Origin of the sequence: Burkholderia sp. AU30198 (assembly GCF_020419825.1) — a bacterium.
Lineage (GTDB): Bacteria > Pseudomonadota > Gammaproteobacteria > Burkholderiales > Burkholderiaceae > Burkholderia.
In genome coordinates this window covers 17,244-34,953 of the sequence record NZ_JAIZSA010000001.1, presented here as the reverse complement: position 1 = coordinate 34,953, position 17,710 = coordinate 17,244, and the positions used below count along the sequence as shown (strand labels likewise).

Annotated in this window: 16 protein-coding genes; 8 read left to right on the top strand and 8 right to left on the bottom strand. The window is 67.7% G+C overall.

Annotated elements, in window-relative coordinates:
• Nucleotides 1-47 precede the first annotated feature (47 nt).
• Entirely contained in the window at nucleotides 48-782 is a 735-nt protein-coding gene (locus LGN19_RS00140; protein WP_122949193.1) for a peptidoglycan DD-metalloendopeptidase family protein, read from the bottom strand.
• Nucleotides 783-1,207: 425 nt separating this feature from the next.
• On the opposite strand from LGN19_RS00140, the gene LGN19_RS00135 reads away from it, so the two are divergent.
• A complete protein-coding gene (locus LGN19_RS00135) occupies nucleotides 1,208-1,528 on the top strand; it encodes a hypothetical protein (protein ID WP_122949192.1) in 321 nt (106 codons plus the stop codon).
• A gap of 118 nt (nucleotides 1,529-1,646) precedes the next feature.
• Here the strand turns inward: LGN19_RS00135 and LGN19_RS00130 are convergent, their stop codons facing one another.
• From LGN19_RS00130 to LGN19_RS00115, 4 genes are all read right to left on the bottom strand, one after another.
• The gene (locus tag LGN19_RS00130; protein WP_226212779.1) at nucleotides 1,647-1,991 is read right to left on the bottom strand and encodes a DUF4148 domain-containing protein; all 345 of its coding nucleotides are present in this window, start codon (nucleotides 1,989-1,991) and stop codon (nucleotides 1,647-1,649) included.
• Between the two features lie 201 nt (nucleotides 1,992-2,192).
• Nucleotides 2,193-3,605, bottom strand: a complete 1,413-nt coding sequence (gene gndA, locus LGN19_RS00125; RefSeq protein ID WP_226212778.1) for an NADP-dependent phosphogluconate dehydrogenase — start codon at nucleotides 3,603-3,605, stop codon at nucleotides 2,193-2,195.
• 97 nt (nucleotides 3,606-3,702) lie between these two features.
• Nucleotides 3,703-4,344, bottom strand: coding sequence for a DUF938 domain-containing protein (locus LGN19_RS00120; protein WP_226212777.1), 642 nt, complete (start codon nucleotides 4,342-4,344; stop codon nucleotides 3,703-3,705).
• A complete protein-coding gene (locus LGN19_RS00115) occupies nucleotides 4,341-5,237 on the bottom strand; it encodes an NAD-dependent protein deacetylase (protein WP_226212776.1) in 897 nt (298 codons plus the stop codon). The genes LGN19_RS00120 and LGN19_RS00115 overlap by 4 nt, the downstream gene beginning before the upstream one ends.
• 1,035 nt (nucleotides 5,238-6,272) lie before the next feature.
• Between LGN19_RS00115 and LGN19_RS00110 the strand changes: the two genes are divergently transcribed.
• Nucleotides 6,273-7,004, top strand: a complete 732-nt coding sequence (locus LGN19_RS00110; protein WP_226212775.1) for a GNAT family N-acetyltransferase — start codon at nucleotides 6,273-6,275, stop codon at nucleotides 7,002-7,004.
• A 31-nt stretch (nucleotides 7,005-7,035) separates the two neighbouring features.
• Here the strand turns inward: LGN19_RS00110 and LGN19_RS00105 are convergent, their stop codons facing one another.
• Nucleotides 7,036-7,434 (bottom strand): lysozyme inhibitor LprI family protein, encoded by a 399-nt coding sequence (locus tag LGN19_RS00105; RefSeq protein WP_226212774.1) that lies wholly within the window; start codon nucleotides 7,432-7,434, stop codon nucleotides 7,036-7,038.
• A 199-nt stretch (nucleotides 7,435-7,633) separates the two neighbouring features.
• Between LGN19_RS00105 and LGN19_RS00100 the strand changes: the two genes are divergently transcribed.
• Nucleotides 7,634-8,593: an LLM class oxidoreductase gene (locus LGN19_RS00100; protein WP_226212773.1), complete on the top strand. Its 960-nt coding sequence runs from the start codon at nucleotides 7,634-7,636 to the stop codon at nucleotides 8,591-8,593.
• A gap of 303 nt (nucleotides 8,594-8,896) precedes the next feature.
• Nucleotides 8,897-11,383, top strand: coding sequence for a mechanosensitive ion channel domain-containing protein (locus LGN19_RS00095; RefSeq protein WP_226212772.1), 2,487 nt, complete (start codon nucleotides 8,897-8,899; stop codon nucleotides 11,381-11,383).
• A gap of 27 nt (nucleotides 11,384-11,410) precedes the next feature.
• Here LGN19_RS00095 and LGN19_RS00090 read toward each other — a convergent pair whose 3' ends face one another.
• The gene (locus LGN19_RS00090) at nucleotides 11,411-12,244 is read right to left on the bottom strand and encodes a CerR family C-terminal domain-containing protein (RefSeq protein WP_226212771.1); all 834 of its coding nucleotides are present in this window, start codon (nucleotides 12,242-12,244) and stop codon (nucleotides 11,411-11,413) included.
• Between the two features lie 92 nt (nucleotides 12,245-12,336).
• Between LGN19_RS00090 and LGN19_RS00085 the strand changes: the two genes are divergently transcribed.
• Genes LGN19_RS00085 through LGN19_RS39710 form a run of 4 tightly spaced genes read left to right on the top strand, consistent with a single transcriptional unit; the run spans nucleotide 12,337 to nucleotide 16,739 of the window.
• Nucleotides 12,337-13,461 carry an HlyD family secretion protein gene (locus LGN19_RS00085; RefSeq protein WP_226212770.1) on the top strand — a complete coding sequence of 375 codons (1,125 nt, stop codon included), beginning with the start codon at nucleotides 12,337-12,339 and terminating at the stop codon, nucleotides 13,459-13,461.
• Nucleotides 13,454-15,040 carry an MDR family MFS transporter gene (locus LGN19_RS00080; protein ID WP_226212769.1) on the top strand — a complete coding sequence of 529 codons (1,587 nt, stop codon included), beginning with the start codon at nucleotides 13,454-13,456 and terminating at the stop codon, nucleotides 15,038-15,040. Before LGN19_RS00085 ends, LGN19_RS00080 begins: the two co-directional genes overlap by 8 nt.
• 13 nt (nucleotides 15,041-15,053) lie before the next feature.
• Nucleotides 15,054-16,541 (top strand): efflux transporter outer membrane subunit, encoded by a 1,488-nt coding sequence (locus tag LGN19_RS00075; RefSeq protein WP_174960808.1) that lies wholly within the window; start codon nucleotides 15,054-15,056, stop codon nucleotides 16,539-16,541.
• Nucleotides 16,542-16,583: 42 nt separating this feature from the next.
• The gene (locus tag LGN19_RS39710) at nucleotides 16,584-16,739 is read left to right on the top strand and encodes an ankyrin repeat domain-containing protein (RefSeq protein WP_374104154.1); all 156 of its coding nucleotides are present in this window, start codon (nucleotides 16,584-16,586) and stop codon (nucleotides 16,737-16,739) included.
• A gap of 81 nt (nucleotides 16,740-16,820) precedes the next feature.
• On the opposite strand, the gene LGN19_RS00070 is transcribed toward LGN19_RS39710, so the two are convergent.
• The gene (locus LGN19_RS00070; RefSeq protein WP_226212768.1) at nucleotides 16,821-17,615 is read right to left on the bottom strand and encodes an APH(3')-II family aminoglycoside O-phosphotransferase; all 795 of its coding nucleotides are present in this window, start codon (nucleotides 17,613-17,615) and stop codon (nucleotides 16,821-16,823) included.
• Between the last annotated feature and the right edge of the window lie 95 nt (nucleotides 17,616-17,710).

The following is a 17,710-nucleotide window of genomic DNA, read 5'->3' as shown; positions in this document are numbered from 1 at the left end:
GGCGGGAACGTGTGCGCCGCCCGGCGCACACGGAGTGAAGCGCGTCGTCAACCGCCGTTGCGCGGCAGGAAGTTCATCGGATCGACGACCTTGCCGTTCTGGCGGACTTCGAACTCGAACGTCGAACGGCCGCTTGCGTCGGTGCCCATTTCGGCGACCGGCTGGCCCTGGCGCACCGCGTCGCCTTCATTGACGAGCAGTTTGCCGTTGTGTCCGTAGGCCGTGATGAGCCCGCTCTCATGCTTCAGGATCACGAGCGGGCCGTAAGCCTTGACGCCGGACCCGGCGTAAACCACGCGCCCGGCGGCCGCGGCCCGCACCGAGTGGTCGGGCCCGGACGCGGCGATCACGATGCCGCGCGTCTTGCCGGCCGCGAACGGCGCCGCCACGACACCCGTGGCCGGCCACGCGAGCGAGCCCGGCTGCGCGGCCGCCGACGGCGGCTGCCCGAGCGACGTCGCGGCAGGCGGCGGCGCGACGCGCAGCACCTGGCCGGGATACACGGCATCGGTGGGCGCCATGTGGTTCCAGCTGGCCACGTCCTGCACGCGCTGCCCGTACGCATTCGCGACGCCCGCGAGCGTATCGCCCGGGTTCACGCGGTAATAGCCGGCGATCACGCCCGGCGTCGCGGCCGACGTGGGTGCCGACTGGCGCGCCGGCTGCCAGCTATCGGTCCACGGCGTCATCGTGCAGCCCGTCAGCGCGATGGCCGCGGCAACGAGCGCCGCCTGCGGCAGCCAGCGCGTCAGCGCATCGTGGATGGGAATAATTTCTCTCAAGGGTCCTCCCGGATTTGCGTCGCTGCGCCGCCCACCGCCCCCCGGCGCGCGACGCACGATGTCCGGCCAGAGGGCCGGACCAACCAGTATCCGACCGCTGTCGCGGCCGTCAGTTTCCATAGTGGAACGTCGGCGCGAATGGGCTCACCGGCCCCTTTTTCGCGTCGTCCCAATCGGCAAAGATACCATTTGTCGCGGTCAGGGCCGCGTCAGGTGCCGGATCCGGCAACAATCTTGCGTCGTCGCGCCGGCGTACCGGCGGCCTGCAAGCCACGCCGTGCGGGCCGTCGGGCGTGCCTGCCGCGGATCCGCCGCCCGCTTCGCCGCCCTCGCCTGCCATATCGATCCCGTCACATTCTCCGCTTCGATCGCCACCTATACTCGGTGATGCACTGCGCGATCCAACGACAACGAGGAGCATGACAATGAACAACGCGACGTTTCTTTCCGTGCAGCTCGACGCCGACGATTTCTCCGGTTCCAGCGGCCTGGTCGAATTGCTCAACCGGCACCTGCTGTTCGCGACCGATGTCGCCGAGGCGGCCGATGCGCTCGTCCAGTTGGCGAGCGTCGCGCATATGACCGGCGCCACGCGCCATAGCGTCGAGCTGCCGGTCCTCGCGATCGAGCGGCTGCGCGACGCGCTCGATACGTTGAGCGGCTATGACGAAACGTGGCTGCAGGTGCTGGAACCGGCCGAAGCGCTGTTCCGGGATATCGGGCGCGGCCGGCGCCCGCTGCACTGAACGGGCCGCTGGCGCGATACACGCGCCGCCAATGAAAACAGCCCGCCGTTCCGAATGCCGGAACGACGGGCTGTTTGTACTTCCAGGGTCGGATCAGGCCGCCGATGCGGCCGCACCATTAACGACCCTTGTAGATCGGGGCGTCGTCAGCGATACGCTTGACTTGCCAGTCGGTCTTGGCCTTGGCCGGTGCGCCGGATTCCTGCGCAGCGGCCGGTTGCGCGCCGTAGCCGGTCGTGTCGGCAGCGGCGACGTTCTGTTGCGGGTTCAGGCGGGCTTCAGCAGCCTGGATGCCTTCCGGGTAGTTCGTACGGTCGCTGCCCAGCTTGTAGCCGGCCTGTTGCACGGCGACCAGATCGGCCTTCACCTGTGCACGGGTGACGGGTGCATTCTGTTGGGCGAACGAGACGGCGGGAACGGCGAGGACGGCAGCTGCGGCGAACGTTGCGATCAGCGATTTCATGATTACCTCCGGGATTTTTTTTGCTCCGCCGCACACACCATGTCTGCAGCGATGGAACAGAGTTTAGTCCCGGCGTCCCCTAGGGAAAACCATGAAACAACGAAAACACTGTTTCCCCGGAGCCAACAATGTCGGCATCCGGGATCGAAAAACCCTACTCAAAGAATAGATTTTCGCAACAATGCTGTCCCCGCCAGCCGGTTACGACCAGTTCGCGTGGAAGCTGCCCGGCTTGTCGGTACGCTCGAACGTGTGCGCGCCGAAGAAATCTCGCTGCGCCTGCACGAGATTCGCCGGCAGCCGCTCGGAGCGGTAGCTGTCGAAGTACGCGACCGCCGACGCGAACGCCGGCACCGGCACGCCGGCCTTCACCGCGGCGACCACGACGTCGCGCAGCGATGCCTGGTAATTCGCGGCGATGTCCTTGAAGTACGGATCGAGCAGCAGGTTCGCGAGCGCCGAATCCTTCGCGTACGCGTCGGTGATCTTCTGCAGGAAGCGCGCGCGGATGATGCAGCCCGCACGGAAGATCTTTGCGATCGTCCCGAGATCGAGGTTCCAGCCGTATTCCTCGGACGCCGTGCGCAGTTGCGCGAAACCCTGCGCGTACGAGATCACCTTGCTCAGGTACAGCGCGCGGCGCACCGCTTCGACGAACGCGGCACGATCGCCGTCGAACGGCGCGGCGGCCGGGCCCGACAGGACCTTGCTGGCCGCGACGCGCTCGGTCTTCAGCGACGACAGCACGCGCGCGAACACCGATTCGGTGATCAGCGGCAGCGGCACGCCGAGATCCAGCGCATTCTGGCTCGTCCACTTGCCGGTGCCCTTCTGCGCGGCGCGATCGAGGATCACGTCGACCAGGTGCTTGCCGGTTTCCTCGTCCTTCTTGCCGAAGATCTTCGACGTGATCTCCATCAGGTAGCTGTCGAGTTCGCCCTGGTTCCACTCGGTGTACACCGCGCCGAGTTCGTCGTTGGTCAGGCCCGCGACGTCCTTCAGCACCGCATAGCTTTCGGCGATCAGCTGCATGTCGCCGTATTCGATGCCGTTGTGGACCATCTTCACGTAATGGCCCGCACCGTCCGGGCCCATGTACGCGACGCACGGCTCGCCGTCCGTCGGCGCCTTCGCGGCGATCTGCTTGAGGATCGGCTCCACGAGGTCGTAAGCGTCACGCTGGCCGCCGGGCATGATCGACGGGCCGCGCAGCGCGCCCTCTTCGCCGCCCGACACGCCGGTGCCGATGAAGTGCAGGCCCGATTGCGCGAGCTCCTGGTTGCGGCGGATCGTGTCGGTGAAATGCGTGTTGCCGCCGTCGATCAGCACGTCGCCCTTCTCGAGCAGCGGCTTGAGCGACGCGATCGTCGCATCGGTCGCCTCGCCGGCCTTCACCATCATCAGGATCCGGCGCGGCGTTTCGAGCGACGCGACGAACTCCTCGAGCGTATAGGTCGGCACCAGATTGCGGCCGGGGAATTCGGCGATCAGTTCGTCGGTTTTCTCGCGGCTGCGGTTGTACACCGACACCGCGTAACCGCGGCTCTCGATATTGAGTGCGAGATTGCGGCCCATCACCGCGAGCCCGATCACACCGATTGCTTGTTTGCCCATTAGTCAATTCTCCGGAAAAAACGGGGCGCGACCCGAGCCGGGTCGCGCGCACAGGCGAAAGGATAGTGGAAACCCGGCAGCGATGCGCGCTTCCGTGTCATTGCTCCGCGTGCGGCAGCCGCCGGAACACGACGCTCAGGTTGTTCGCCGGCATCTCGACCACCTCGATGCAGTCGAGGCCACGATCGAGGCCGAGCGCGACGACCGTCTCGAGATCGCGCACGCCCCACGACGGGTCGCGGCTGCGCAACTGCAGGTCGAAGGCTTCGTTCGACGGCGCCGTATGCCGGCCCTCGCGCCGATACGGCCCGTAGAGGAACAGCACGCCGCCCGGCCGCAGCAGGCGCGACGCGCCCGCGAACAGCGCGTCGGTGCAGGCCCACGGCGAGATGTGAATCATGTTGATGCAGACGATTGCATCGAGCGCGTCGACCGGCCACGACGCGTCGCGCACGTCGAACGCGAGCGGCCCGGCAACGTTGGCAAGGCCCGCATGGGCCACCCACGCGGCGATCGAACGCCGCGCCTGCGCATCGGGATCGCTCGGCTGCCAGTGCAGACCCGGCAGCGCCTGCGCGAAGTGGACTGCGTGCTGCCCCGTGCCGCTCGCGATTTCAAGCACGCGGCCGCTTGCCGGCAGCACGCGGCGCAAGACGTCGAGGATCGGCCCGCGATTGCGTTCGGCCGCCGGCGCCGACAGCCGCGCGGACGGATCGGGCGAAGTGGTCGGGCCGGTCACGATGCCTGCTCCGGTGCGTGGCCCGCGAGGCCCAGCCGCGCAGTCAGCGCGTCGAGCGCGGGCGCGCAGCGTGCTTCGACCTTCAGCGTCAGCATCTGATCGGCGCGCGTATGGCCGAGATTGAGCGCGGCGACCGGCTTGTGCTGCGCCTGCGCCCACACGCAGAAGCGGTAGCCGGAATACACCATCAGCGACGAGCCGACGACGAGCAGCGCATCGGCCGCATCGAGCGCCTGCGACGCGAGCGCCACGCGCTCGCGCGGCACGTTTTCGCCGAAGAACACGACCGCCGGCTTCAGCAGCCCGCCGCACGCGGGGCACGCCGGAATGCGGAACGTATCGAGCGCGGCCCATTCGAGGTGCGCGTCGCCATCCGCGGCCGGCTCGGCTTCCGCGCCCAGCAGTTCGGGATTGTCTGCCTCGAGCATGACCTGGATCGTCGCACGCGCATGATGCGCGCCGCAGCCGAGGCATGTGACGCCGTCGATGCCGCCGTGCAGCTCAATGACGTCGCCGCTGCCCGCGCGCTGGTGCAGGCCGTCGACGTTCTGCGTGACGAGACGCTCGATCCGCCCTGCGCTGCCGAGCCGCGCCAGCGCAACGTGCGACCCGTTCGGCTGCGCGCGGCCGACGACGGGCCAGCCGATCATGCTGCGTGCCCAGTAGCGCCGCCGCGCGGCATCGGAGCCGAGGAATTCGTGGAGCTGGATCGGCGGCGAGCGCATCCATTGGCCATTGCGATCGCGATAGCCGGGAATGCCGGAGTCGGTGCTGATGCCCGCGCCGGTCAGCACCAGCAGGCGCGGATGACGCTCGACGAACGCGTGCAGCGCATCGAGGGCGGCCGGATCGACGCCGGCGGTTGAAGGGTCGTGCAGGGCTTTGTCGTTCATGTTGGCAACGCGTGATCGAGCGCGCCGGCAAGCCGTGCGCCCGCACGGGCGGCCAGGCACGCCAGCACATGATACAGAACGCCGCGCGATCGGGCCGATGGCTCGCGTCGCAAACCGGCGCACAAAAAAAGACGCCCATCCGCCACTGGGCGATGGGCGCTTCAACAATTGATCCATCGGGGTAGTGGATCAACTGACAGCACAATTTCGCGGCGCCCGCCCTGCTACGGCTGGTGAACGCTTCCCCTGGACTACATGTGTTCCGCAATGTCGAATGCATCGATGCGCTGCCGGCTTTCCGGTGCGATCCGGTTCGGACCCGGCGCGCCGACGCGATGCACGGCGCGCGCACACCTACACCGCGCGACGACTCGCATTGCGCGCGGCAGCATGACGATCCGGGATCCGGGCCGGGCCATCCACAGGCATTCACGGTTCATCCCCGACGGCCGACCGGCACCAGTCGGCCTCGTGCGTCACACCTGCACGTCGTCGTTCAGAACGAACCCGATTGCTCGGATGGAACGGAAAGCCGCGCGCTCACGTCGCCTCGAAAAACGGCGAAACGAATAACCCGGCAGGTCGGCGATTCATGTTTGCAACATGACATGTTGCGATTCGGTCTGTTTTCATTCTCTTGTCCCCGTCTCCGATACGTCCGACCCACTGAAGCGATCGCCGGACCAACTGCGTCCGCGACCGCGCTCACGGCCTGCATAGATATGCAAGGAGCGCACCATGCTTCACGCCGCAAGGCCGCGCGGGCCGATACGGGGCCAGCGACAAGAATCGCGCACCGCCAAGAAGCGCGAACGTTTCGAAACTGAAACGCCTGCCGGCCGGCAACCGTCGACCGCGCGCCGTCACGCCGCACCGGCCCGGCTGACGCCAACGTCACGGCGTTGCATCGGCGCGCGATCGTCGATCGGCTTACAATCGCCCCACAGTGCGGCGTGCGCACGAAGGGACGCGCGGGCCCGCCCTGGCATTCCTCGCGCACCTCGCCGCCACCTGACCGGAGCCCCTGCCCCACGCATGCCTGACGCACACGACTGGCTGGAGATCGACTACCGCACGCTGTTCCGCCTGCATCCGGATCGCCGGATCGCACGCGAGAACGATCCCGACTGCTCGCCCGCGCCGCGCTTCTGGCTCGGCCGATGCGCGGATGGCAACCTGGCCGGCGTACGCGCCGACGTGCCCGCCGCTGTCGCAGACGAACTGGCGCGCCTGGCCGACAGCGAACCGCTGGTAGCCGATCGCACGCCCCCCGCGCATCTCGAACGCTATCTCGCGCTGCTCGCCCCGGTTCCGCACTGGAATATCGGCCTCGTCTACGCGCTGCCGCACGCACTCGGTTTCGACGCCGACGCACGCGTCGCGATGATCGACGGCGACAGCGATGCGGGCCGGCATCTGCTGCATGCGCTGTCCACGCACGGGTTGCCCGAAAGCCTGTGCTCGATGGGGTTTCGGAGCGCCGCCGATCTGTGGGCACCGTGGTGCGCGGCCGTCGTCGACGGAGAAGTCGCATCGGTCGCGTGCGCCGCGCGGTTGTCGGACGTCGGTGCCGAGCTCGGTCTCGCGACGGCCCCCGCGTTTCGGGGGCGCGGCCTCGCGGCGGCGGTAACCGCCGCGTGGTCGCGGCTGCCGTCGCTTCAGACGCGCACGCTGTTCTACAGCACCGACAGCGACAACCGCGCATCGCAACGCGTGGCGTCGCGCCTTGGCCTCACGCTGCGCGGCACGACGCTGCGGGTGACATAGCGCCGGGGCCGGCGCGACACCTCGACCCATTTCAACGAAAGGCGTCGATCACCTTCACGCGAAGCTCGGTTTCGTCGACGAAGCAGCTGTCGACCTCCACCAGCCCGAGCGTGCCGCCTGCATCGGGCTGCCGCGATTCGGCGCAGGCGGCATCCCGCGCCTTGAGCCAGCGGCGCTCGTCGTTGCGCAACTTCGCCCTGCCCGGCTCATCCAGGTTCGCCATCTTCGCCTTGTAGGCTGCATTCAACCGCTTGTCAGCCGCTTCGTATTTCAGCCGGAGGCAATTGCGGATGTCGGCCGTGTAGCCCGTTTCCTCGGCGGTCTTGCAGATAGCGGCGCGCTCCGCATCGTCCGCGAGCGCATCGGACGCAACCGCGAAGAGCGCCGCGCTCGCCGCCAGACCGATCGCGATGTGTTGAAGGACGTTCATCCGGATGCGTTGTTTTCAATGACCGAAGGCACCGATTATGCCCGGCCCGCTGCCCGCATGGCCCGCGTTGTCTCGACACCAACCGGTCACGCCCGACCCGTCACTGCGCATCCCGTGCCGCGCACCCGATGTGCAAACACGCTAGCATTCGGACACGCCACGTCGCGCGTTCGCTTTGCACCGCCGCCAAGGATTCCCCATGACTACGCCCGCCCCTGCCCAACCCGATGTCGCGCATCGCGTCTTTTCGGCCGGGCAGTTGTCGATCGGCCTCACGCTTCCGCTGCTTCGCACCGGCCATATCGTCGCCGACTTCGACGAGCAGCTCGAACTCGCGGCGCTGGCCGACACGCTCGGCTTTCGCGCGCTGTGGATTCGCGACGTGCCGCTGAACAGCGCCGACTACCCCGACCCGGTCGGCCACCTCGACCCGTGGGTCCTGCTCGGCGCACTGGCGTCACGCACGCGCCGGATCGCACTCGCCAGCGGCGCGATCGTGCTGCCGCTGCGTCATCCGCTGCATATCGCGAAAGGCGCGCTGTCGGTCGCGACGCTGTCGGGCGGACGCTTCATCCTCGGGCTCGGCTCCGGCGACCGGCCGCCCGAATATGCGGCGTTCGGCGTCGATGCGGAGACGCGGCGCGACCGCTACCGCACGCACTGGGACGTCGTCGCGGCCGCGCTCGGCATGCCATCGCGCGTCCTCCCCGACGAGGCGCCGCCCGATGCGCCCGAATTCACGCTGCTGCCGCGCGGCACCGACGCGGTGTCGATGCTGGCAGTCGGCTCGGGCGGGCAAAGCCTCGACTGGATCGCGCGTCACTCGATCGGCTGGATGACGTACCACCGCGATCCGGACACGCAGCGCGCACGCTATTCGATGTGGCGCGCGGCCGTCGACCGCCTCGCGTCGCCGGCCTTTCGCGCATTCGGCGTGTCGATGCGGCTCGACCTCGCCGCGGATCCCGATGCGCCAGCCACCGCATTGCCGCTCGGCTATGCAACCGGACGCCACGCATTGATCGACATCCTGCAGGACATGCGTGCGGCGGGCACGCATCACGTCACGCTGAATCCGGGTTCGGACCGTCCCGTGCGCGACGTCATCGAAGAAATCGCGGAACACGTTCTGCCGGTTTTTCACGACGGGCCAGCGTGATTCAGCAGGATTCCAGATTAATTACTCCGATGCGATGGGTGCGTCGCTCACCGTTACCGGCAAGCCGGCGTTACAAACGCCTTACACCCCGGTAATTGAAACGCTCCACCGTATCTGACTGCCTACAGTCCACGTCAGGCACATGACTGCGCAAACGCGCCGCAATCGCCCGCGGTGCGTCGTGTATGCCCGATTCGAATGATCGTCGACGGAACTATTCGGTTCCGACCGCGATCATGTTAACTTCCGTCCATCGTTCAGCCCGGCGGGCCGCGCGCCGATGCGCGCCCGCATGCCAACTCCATGCGACATTTCCTCCTAGGCTGGCTGCTTGCCGCCGTCGTCTCGGCCGCCCACGCGGCCACGCCCGCCCCGGCCGCCGCGTCGGCCGCTTCCGGCACCGCGCCCGCGCTGACGCCACAACAGGCGCAGCAGGCACTCAATGTGCTCGAAAATCCACGCGATCGCGCGCAGGTCGAAACGACCCTGCGTGCGATCGCGGCCGTCGGCGCGCTTGCCGCGCCAGCGGTCTCGGCAAGCGATGCGGCTGCGGCCAGCGGCGCGTCGGCTGCCGCGGCCCCGGCCGCGCTCACGTCGAACGGGCTCGCGTCGATGCTGGTCCGGCAGGGATCGCGCTGGACCACCGAAATCGGCGATGCGCTGAAGGAATCGCTGCGCTCGCTGCTCGATGTCGGCTCGGTCGGAAGCTGGTGGCATGACCGGCTGGTGCGCGCCGACGCGCGCGCGGATCTCGCGCACGCGCTCTCGATCATCATCGCGGTGCTCGTGCCCGCGCTCCTGGTCGAATGGTTCGCGAAGCGGCTGTTGCGACGTGCGCTGGCCGCAGTGGCTGCACGGCGCGCCGACACGTCGCGCCGCACTGCGCCCGAGACCGAGCCCGAGCCCGAGTCCGAGTCCGAGTCCGAGTCCGTTACGTCCGACTCCGCCACGCCCGACGACGACGACGACGCGCCGCCGGACACCCCCGACACCGCGCCCACCTCGTCGGAGGGTCGTGGCCACGCACGTCGCCACACCACGCTGCTGTACCGGATGCCGCGCGCGCTCGTCAGCCTTGCGCTGCGCGCGGTGCCGCTGCTCGTGTTCGTCGGCGTCGCGAGCCTGACGATGTCGGCGATCGGCGATGCGGGCAGCCCGATCGAATCCGCGCTCGAAGCACTGATCGACATCTACGTGATCTGCCGCCTCGTCACGATCGTCAGCCGGCTGTGCTTCCAGCCCGATGCACGGCAACTGCGGTTGCTGCACATCAGTGACGCATGGGCTGACTTCGCCCAACGTTCAATCGCGCGGATCGCGATCGTCGTCGGCGCCTGCACGGCGGCGGTCGAGGTCGCCGCGAACTTCGGTCTGAGCGACGCCGGTCACGTCGCGCTGCTGAAAGCCGTCGCACTCGTCGGGCACCTGATGGTCTCGGCGCTGATCCTGCAGTGCCGCCGGCCCGTCGCCGCGCGGATCCGTGAGGCCGGCGAGGGCCGTCCATCGTTCGCGATGATCGGCAACGCGCTCGCGGACGCATGGGCGCCCGTGTCGGTATTCATCGTGATGGCGCTGTGGTTCGTGTGGGCGCTCGACGTCCACAACGGCTACCGCGTGCTGATCACGCTCGGCGGCCGCTCGATCGCCGTGATGATCGGCATGCGGATGGTGTCGATCGTCGTGTTCGGTGCGCTCGCGCGGCTGTTCCAGGGCCACGACGAAGACCGCACGCTCGTCCATCTGCACGCCTACCGCTACTACCCGCTGCTGCGCCAGATCGTGTCGGGCGCGATCGGCATCGTGACCGTCGCGCTGCTGCTGCAGATCTGGGGCGTACCGATCTTTCGCGCGTTCGAAACCGGCACGATCGGCCACCGGCTCGCGTCGGCGCTGGTGACGATCGCGATTGCGGCCATCGTCGCACTCATCGTGTGGGAAGCCGCGAACATCGCGATCGAGCGCCGGCTGCAACGATGGACGCGCGAAGGCAATCTCATGCGTGCGGCGCGGCTGCGCACACTGCTGCCGATGCTGCGCTCGCTACTGTTCGTGATGATCGCGCTCGTCGTCGTGCTGACGGGCCTCAGCCAGCTCGGCGTGAACGTCGGCCCGCTGCTTGCCGGCGCCAGCATCTTCGGCGTCGCGCTCGGCTTCGGCTCGCAGAAGCTCGTGCAGGATTTCATCACCGGGATCTTCCTGCTGATGGAAAACGCGATGCAGGTCGGCGACTGGGTCACACTCGCCGGCGTGTCGGGCACCGTCGAGTACCTGTCGATCCGCACCGTGCGGCTGCGCGCCGGCGACGGGTCGCTGTACACGATCCCGTTCAGCTCGGTGACGACGGTCAACAACACGAATCGCGGGCTCGGCAATGCGGCCGTCAAGATCAGCATTGCCTACGGCGAGGATATCGATCGCGCGATCGCGACGCTGAAGGAGATCGGCGCCGCGTTGCGCGACGATCCGAAATACCGCGACGGCATCCTGTCGGACTTCAGCTACTGGGGTATCGACCAGGTCGACGGCGCGACGCTCGCGCTGGCCGGGCAGATGCAATGCACGGACTCGACGCGCTGGAGCGTGCAGCGTGAATTCAACCGGCGGATCGCGGAGACGTTCCGCGAACGCGGCATCCGGATCGCCAATCCGCAGCGCAGCGTCGTCGCGTATGCAGACGGATCGCGGCCCGTCGTCAATGGTGAAAACGACCGCAACAGCGATAACGGCCATGCCGCCGAAGCGACGGCCCGGCCGTCGTCGCCGGCCGAACCGGCGCGCAAGCCGGGTTGACCGGCCGGGGCTGACGGCGCGGCGCGTTCAGCACGCGGCGGGCTTGTTCACGCGCCGGGTGCTTTTCGCGGCAGGTGCTGACGCCTTCGCCTTCGCCGTGCGTTTCACCGCCACCCCCTGCCCGCGCTTCGAGCCGGCTTCAGGAGCGGCAGCCGCTACGTCGCGCTGCGCGTGCCATTGCGCGAGCAGCGTGCGCGTCTGTTCGGCGATCGTGTCGATCAGCAGTGCCGCGCGCTCGCCCTCGAATGCCTCCCATTCGAGCAACTGCAGCGCCGAACGCTGCGCGATGTGGAACACGGTGATCTGCCCGAACAGGCTCAGCGCGCGCAAGCGCGTGACCGGATCGTTGGCCGGCCGCCCCGAGATGCGGCCGATCAGTTCGGCGCTCACGTCGTTGAGCGGCTTGCGCATGCGCGTCATCAGGATTTCGCTCGCGCTCGCCGGCTCCTGGCCGCCTTGCTCGCGCGCGAAGAACATCCGCTGGTTCATCGTCTTCGGCGCCGTGAACATCCGGTCCGACAGCGCGCGCAGCAGCTCGACGAACGCGTCGATCAGCACGTCGACGTCCGCGTCCGCATCGAGCATCGCCCACGCATGGCCGACCGACGGTGCGAACACCTCCCAGCCGTGCTCCGCGATCGTCTCCACGCACGCGCGGTACACGCCTTCCTTGTTCTCGAAGTAGTACTGCAGCGCCGGCGCGTTCACGCCGGCCATCGCGGCGATCTCGCGTGTCGATGCACCCGCGAACCCGCGCTCGCCGAACAGTTCGATCGCCGCCTCGATGATCCGCTGGCGCGTTTCGTCGCCGCGGGCGTAGCCGCCCGCCGACGTACGGCGCAGCTTCTTCGCTTCGTTCATGCCTTCCTCGTCATTCGATCGACCGACATTCTACTTGACACAATTTTATCAACTGGAATAATTCTTCCACCTGGAATAAATTGGATGTCAGCATGTCGACGCTGCAAGACCCGCCACAGAAAGCAAATCGTCAGGAAACCGGAACAACTCCGCGCAACGGCAAGGTCGGATCGAAACGACGCATCCTGCTCGTCGCCGCCGTGCTCGCGGCCATCGGCGGCGCCGTCTGGCTCGGCCGCTGGTGGACGGTCGACCGCTTCATCGAAAGCACCAACGACGCGTATCTGCAGGCGGACAGCATGACCGCCGCGCCGAAGGTCGCCGGCTACGTGACCGATGTGTATGTGCGCGACAACCAGGCCGTGAAGGCCGGCGATCCGCTCGTGCGGCTCGACGTCCGCCAGTACCAGGTCGCGCTCGCGCAATCGCTGGCGACCGTCGACGCGCGCCGCGCGGATATCACGCGCGCCGAGGCCGACATCAGCCAGCAGCACGCGAATCTCGAACAGGCCGACGCGCAGGCAAAGGTGTCGCGGATCAACGCGCAGCACGCCAGCGACGAATACACGCGCTATGCGCCGCTCGCGGCGACCGGTGCGGAAACGCACGAACGCGTGGCCGACCTGAAGAGCACCCGCGATCAGGCGGCCGCGACGCTCGCCGCGAACCAAGCGTCGATCGCTGCCGCGCGCACGCAGATCGCGTCGTTCACCGCGCAGCTCCAGCAGGCACGCGCGCAGCTCGAAGCCGCGCAGGCCAGCGCCGCGCAGGCGCAGCTCGACCTCGACAACACGATCGTGCGCAGCACCCTCACCGGCCGCGTCGGCGATCGCACGGTGCGGGTCGGCCAATACGTGCAGCCCGGCACGCGCCTGCTGACCGTGGTGCCCGTCGACGCGATCTACCTCGTCGCGAACTTCAAGGAAACGCAGATCGGCAACATGCGCATCGGCCAACCCGTCGAACTGCACGTCGACGCATTGCCGGACGGCGCGTTGTCCGGCGTCGTCGACAGCTTCGCGCCCGGCACCGGCGCGCAGTTCGCGCTGCTGCCGCCCGAAAACGCGACCGGCAACTTCACGAAGATCGTCCAGCGCGTGCCGGTCCGCATCCGCCTCGCCGCGAACGCCCGCGCGCAGCGCATGCTGCTGCCGGGGCTGTCGGTGACGGTCGATGTCGATACCCGCTCGACCCGCGACGAGACGCACCATGGCTGAACCGTCCGCCACGATGCCGGTGCCACCGCACGAAGGGCGTGCAAGCGTGACCGACTGGATCGCGGTCGCGGCCGGCGCACTCGGCGCGCTGATGGCGACGCTCGACATCTCGATCACGAACTCCGCACTGCCGCAGATCCAGGGCGAAATCGGCGCGACCGGCACCGAAGGCACGTGGATCTCGACCGGCTACCTGATGTCGGAGATCGTGATGATCCCGCTCGCCGCATGGCTCACGCGCGTGTTCGGGCTGCGCAATTTCCTGCTGACGAACTCCGCGCTGTTCATCGCGTTCTCGATGATGTGCGGCTGGTCGCATTCGCTGCCGATGATGATCGCCGGCCGGATCGGCCAGGGCTTCACCGGCGGTGCGCTGATCCCGACCGCGCAGACCATCATCCGCACGCGGCTGCCGCTGTCGCAGTTGCCGGTCGGCATGACGCTGTTCGGCCTGATCGTGCTGCTCGGGCCGCTGTTCGGCCCCGTGCTCGGCGGCTGGCTTGCGGAGAACGTCAGCTGGAGCTGGTGCTTTTTCCTGAACCTGCCGGTGTGCCTGTTGCTGATGGCGCTGTTGATATTCGGGCTGCCGTCGGACCGCCCGCAATGGCACGCATTCTTGAACGCGGACTGGCTCGGGATCTTCGGCCTCGCAATCGGGCTGAGCTCGCTCACCGTCGTGCTCGAGGAAGGCCAGCGCGAACGCTGGTTCGAATCGCAGATGATCGTCATGCTGAGCCTGGTGTCGCTCGCCGGCATGATCCTGATCGCGTTGTCGCAGATCTTCGCGAAGCGGCCGATCATGCGGCTGTCGCTGATGCGCAACCCGCGCTATGCGAGCGTGATCGTGATCGTGTCCGCGGTCGGTGCCGGGCTGTACGGCGTGTCCTACCTGCTGCCGCAGTTCCTCGCGATCGTCGCCGGCTACAACGCGGAACAGGCGGGCGCAATCATGCTGCTGTCGGGGCTGCCTGCCTTTCTCGTGATGCCGATCCTGCCGCGCCTGCTCGGCAAGGTCGATTTCCGCATCCTCGTGATTGCGGGGCTGCTGCTGTTCTGCCTGAGTTGCATGCTCGACATCAGCCTGACCGCGCAAAGTGTCGGCCACGACTTCGTCTGGTCGCAGCTGATCCGCGGTGTCGCGCAGATGCTCGCGATGATGCCGCTCAACCAGGCATCGATGGCGGCCGTCGCGCGCGAAGACTCGGGCGACGCGGCCGGGCTCTACAACATGGCGCGCAATCTCGGCGGCTCGATCGGGCTCGCGATCATCGGTACCGTGATCGACCGGCGCACGACCTTCCATACGGCCGCACTACGCGAATCGGTGACGGCCAACTCGCTGATCGGGCAGGACCGGCTGTCGGCCTATGCGGCCAACTGGTTCGCGCACACCGGCGACCTCGCGTATTCGAACATGCGCGCGCTCGGGCAACTGGCGCAGCAGATCCAGATCCAGGCCGTCGTGATGACCTATTCCGAAACCTTTTATCTGCTGGGCCTCGCACTGCTCGCCTGCGTACCGCTCGCGCTGCTGTTGAGAACGCCTCGCGGGCCGCAGCCGATGTCGTCCGGCCACTGAACCGTCTTACGCGATGAAACCCTTCTCCCTGCCCCGTCGCCCTGCGCTCACGCTGTGCGCGGCCGCGTGCCTGCTCGCCGGCTGCACGGTCGGCCCCGATTATCGCGGCGCGCCCGCCGCGCCCGATGCACCGACCTTCGTGCGCGCGCCGGCCTCCGGCGTCGACACCACTGCCCCCGCGCCGAGCGCGTGGTGGCACGCGCTCAACGATCGCCAGCTCGACGACCTGATCACCGCCGCACTCGTGTACAACCCCGACCTGCACGCTGCGCAGGCACGCTTGCGCGCATCGCGCGCGCAGCTCTCGCAACAGCGCGCGGCGCAGTTGCCGAAATCGTCGGCCACCGTTGCCGCGATCCGCATGCGCGAGCCGGACGTCAGCGCGCTCGGTTCGCTGCTGCCGTCGAACGGCTCGAACCAGGCGGGCGGCACGTCGCCGTCGCTGGGCGGCTCGGGTCCGCTGCAGCTCTATTCGGCAGGCTTCGACGCAACCTGGGAAATCGACCTGTTCGGCGGCACGCGCCGCGCGGTCGAGGCCGCGTCCGCGCAGGCGGAAGCAGTCGACGCCGATCTCGCCGATACGCAGGTGTCGATCGCGGCCGAAGTCGCGAACGCGTATGTCGACCTGCGCGACCAGCAGCAGCGGCTGGCGCTGTCGCGGCGCACCGCCGAGTTGCAGCAACAGATGCTCGAACTCACGCAGCAGCGTCGCGCGCGCGGCGTTGCCGCCGATGTCGACATCGAACGCCTGACGACGCAAGTCGAAAACACGCGCGCATCGCTGATCCCGCTCGACGCGCAGGTGACGGAATCGCTCGACCGGCTCGCGATCCTGACGGGCCGCGCGCCGGGTGCGCTCGACGCAACACTGTCGACACCGGAGGCACTGCTGCCAACGCTACCCGGCAGCATCGCGATCGGCGATCCGGCCACGCTGCTGAAACAGCGCCCCGACATTCGCGCGGCCGAGCGCCGGCTCGCGTCGAGCAATGCGCAGATCGGCGAGCACGTCGCCGATTATTTCCCGAAGGTGACGCTGCTCGGCGATCTCGGCTTCAGCGCGACGGATCCGGGCCACCTGTTCCGCAAGCAGAACTTCACCTGGGTCGGTGCGCCCTACCTGCAATGGAACATTCTCGACTTCGGGCGCACGCGCGGCGCGGTGCGCGCGGCCGAAGCATCGCGCGACGAAGCGGAAGCGAACTATCAGAAGGCGGTGCTCGGTGCCTTGCAGGATGCCAACACGGCATTGCAGCGCTACGGGCACCAGCGCGAGCACGTCGTTGCGCTCACCAAGGTGCAGACGTCGGCCGTGCATTCCCGATCGCTGATGGACGAGCGCTATCGCGCAGGTGTCGCATCGATGATCGACCTGCTCGATACGCAACGCGAAGCGCTGTCCGCGCAGCAGAACGTGATTGCCGGGCAAGCCGAACTGATCAAGGACTACGTGTCGCTGCAGAAGAGCCTCGGGCTCGGCTGGCAGGCAAGTGCGGGGTGACGGTGAGTTCGTGCCGACCGCCGACATCTCGAATTCGCCACGCTGTTCAATCGATTCGAACTGATCCCGCGCCTCGTCGCACATGGTGCAAATCCGAATCATGTCGACCGGCGCGGCAAGATGCTGCTGCAGCTCGCGCAGTCGCACGACAACACGGAAGCTGTTGACGCGCTACGGCATGCCGGTGCCGGACATTAAAAAAGCAGGATTCCTGCTTATTTCCGGGAACGCGAGGGATAATGAAGCAATCTCTTGCGCCATCCGCAACGTCACGCGGACTCAGAAAAACTCGTCGAGCAGCCGGTAGAAAGCGATCCGATCCGGATCGGGATGTTCAATCCCGTATCGCGCGAAGAATGGCGTGACCCATTCGCCACCGAGATCCGCTTCGATATCACGCGCCGCCAGCGCCAGATCCTGATAGCGATCGGACACGCCGAGGCGTCCGCAGTCGATGAAGCCCGAGAAGCGACCGTCTTCGACCATGAAGTTGGGCAGACACGCGTCACCGTGCGTCACGACCCTGTCCTCGCTCGACGGCCGGCTCGCCTGAAGCCTGGCGAACAGTTCGTCGAGCGGTACGCCCGTATTCGCCTCGTCGAGGTTGCTCTCATCGACGCGCCCCGCGTGCATCCGCGCACGGGCACGCTCGATGCGAGACGCAGCGCCGTGATCGAACGGGCAGGTTGCCGGATCGAGCCGATGCAGCGCCCGCAGTACGTCGGCGATGATCGCGACCTTCGCCGCCGGCGCGAGCTGCGCGACTTCGAGATTTTCGCCGCGCACGGCACTCAGCAGCATCCACTCGCGCCCCGCCGCCGACGCCACGTCGAGCACCTGCGCACCCGGCAAGCCCGTCGTCGCCAGCCAGCGCAGTCGCGCCGCCTCGTCACGCAGTTCGCCCAGCGGCCCCGCCGGTTCGGTCTTGATGAACTGGCGCGATCCGTCGCGCGCATCGAGCCGGAACACCGCGGCATCCGACTGCCCTTCCGTCTGTCGCGTCCATCGGCCATCTGCCAGCGCGGCCTTCCAGGTCGCGGGCACTTCGATGCAAAACTTGTCGTTATCGATCACGTCAGGTTCGATCCTCGTTAAATGGGCCGACATGCGCAAGGTTAGACGCCTCGGCACTTCATGCCCCGCTTCCTGCTGCCCGCAAACTCGACTTT

What these genes read in the sequence shown, in the direction of transcription:
- LGN19_RS00135 (WP_122949192.1), top strand. Translation starts at nt 1,208, where the DNA reads ATGAACAACGCGACGTTTCTTTCCGTGCAGCTCGACGCCGACGATTTC.
- LGN19_RS00130 (WP_226212779.1), bottom strand. Translation starts at nt 1,991, where the DNA reads ATGAAATCGCTGATCGCAACGTTCGCCGCAGCTGCCGTCCTCGCCGTT.
- gndA (WP_226212778.1), bottom strand. Translation starts at nt 3,605, where the DNA reads ATGGGCAAACAAGCAATCGGTGTGATCGGGCTCGCGGTGATGGGCCGC.
- LGN19_RS00115 (WP_226212776.1), bottom strand. Translation starts at nt 5,237, where the DNA reads ATGAACGACAAAGCCCTGCACGACCCTTCAACCGCCGGCGTCGATCCG.
- LGN19_RS00110 (WP_226212775.1), top strand. Translation starts at nt 6,273, where the DNA reads ATGCCTGACGCACACGACTGGCTGGAGATCGACTACCGCACGCTGTTC.
- LGN19_RS00105 (WP_226212774.1), bottom strand. Translation starts at nt 7,434, where the DNA reads ATGAACGTCCTTCAACACATCGCGATCGGTCTGGCGGCGAGCGCGGCG.
- LGN19_RS00100 (WP_226212773.1), top strand. Translation starts at nt 7,634, where the DNA reads ATGACTACGCCCGCCCCTGCCCAACCCGATGTCGCGCATCGCGTCTTT.
- LGN19_RS00095 (WP_226212772.1), top strand. Translation starts at nt 8,897, where the DNA reads ATGCGACATTTCCTCCTAGGCTGGCTGCTTGCCGCCGTCGTCTCGGCC.
- LGN19_RS00090 (WP_226212771.1), bottom strand. Translation starts at nt 12,244, where the DNA reads ATGAACGAAGCGAAGAAGCTGCGCCGTACGTCGGCGGGCGGCTACGCC.
- LGN19_RS00085 (WP_226212770.1), top strand. Translation starts at nt 12,337, where the DNA reads ATGTCGACGCTGCAAGACCCGCCACAGAAAGCAAATCGTCAGGAAACC.
- LGN19_RS00080 (WP_226212769.1), top strand. Translation starts at nt 13,454, where the DNA reads ATGGCTGAACCGTCCGCCACGATGCCGGTGCCACCGCACGAAGGGCGT.
- LGN19_RS00075 (WP_174960808.1), top strand. Translation starts at nt 15,054, where the DNA reads ATGAAACCCTTCTCCCTGCCCCGTCGCCCTGCGCTCACGCTGTGCGCG.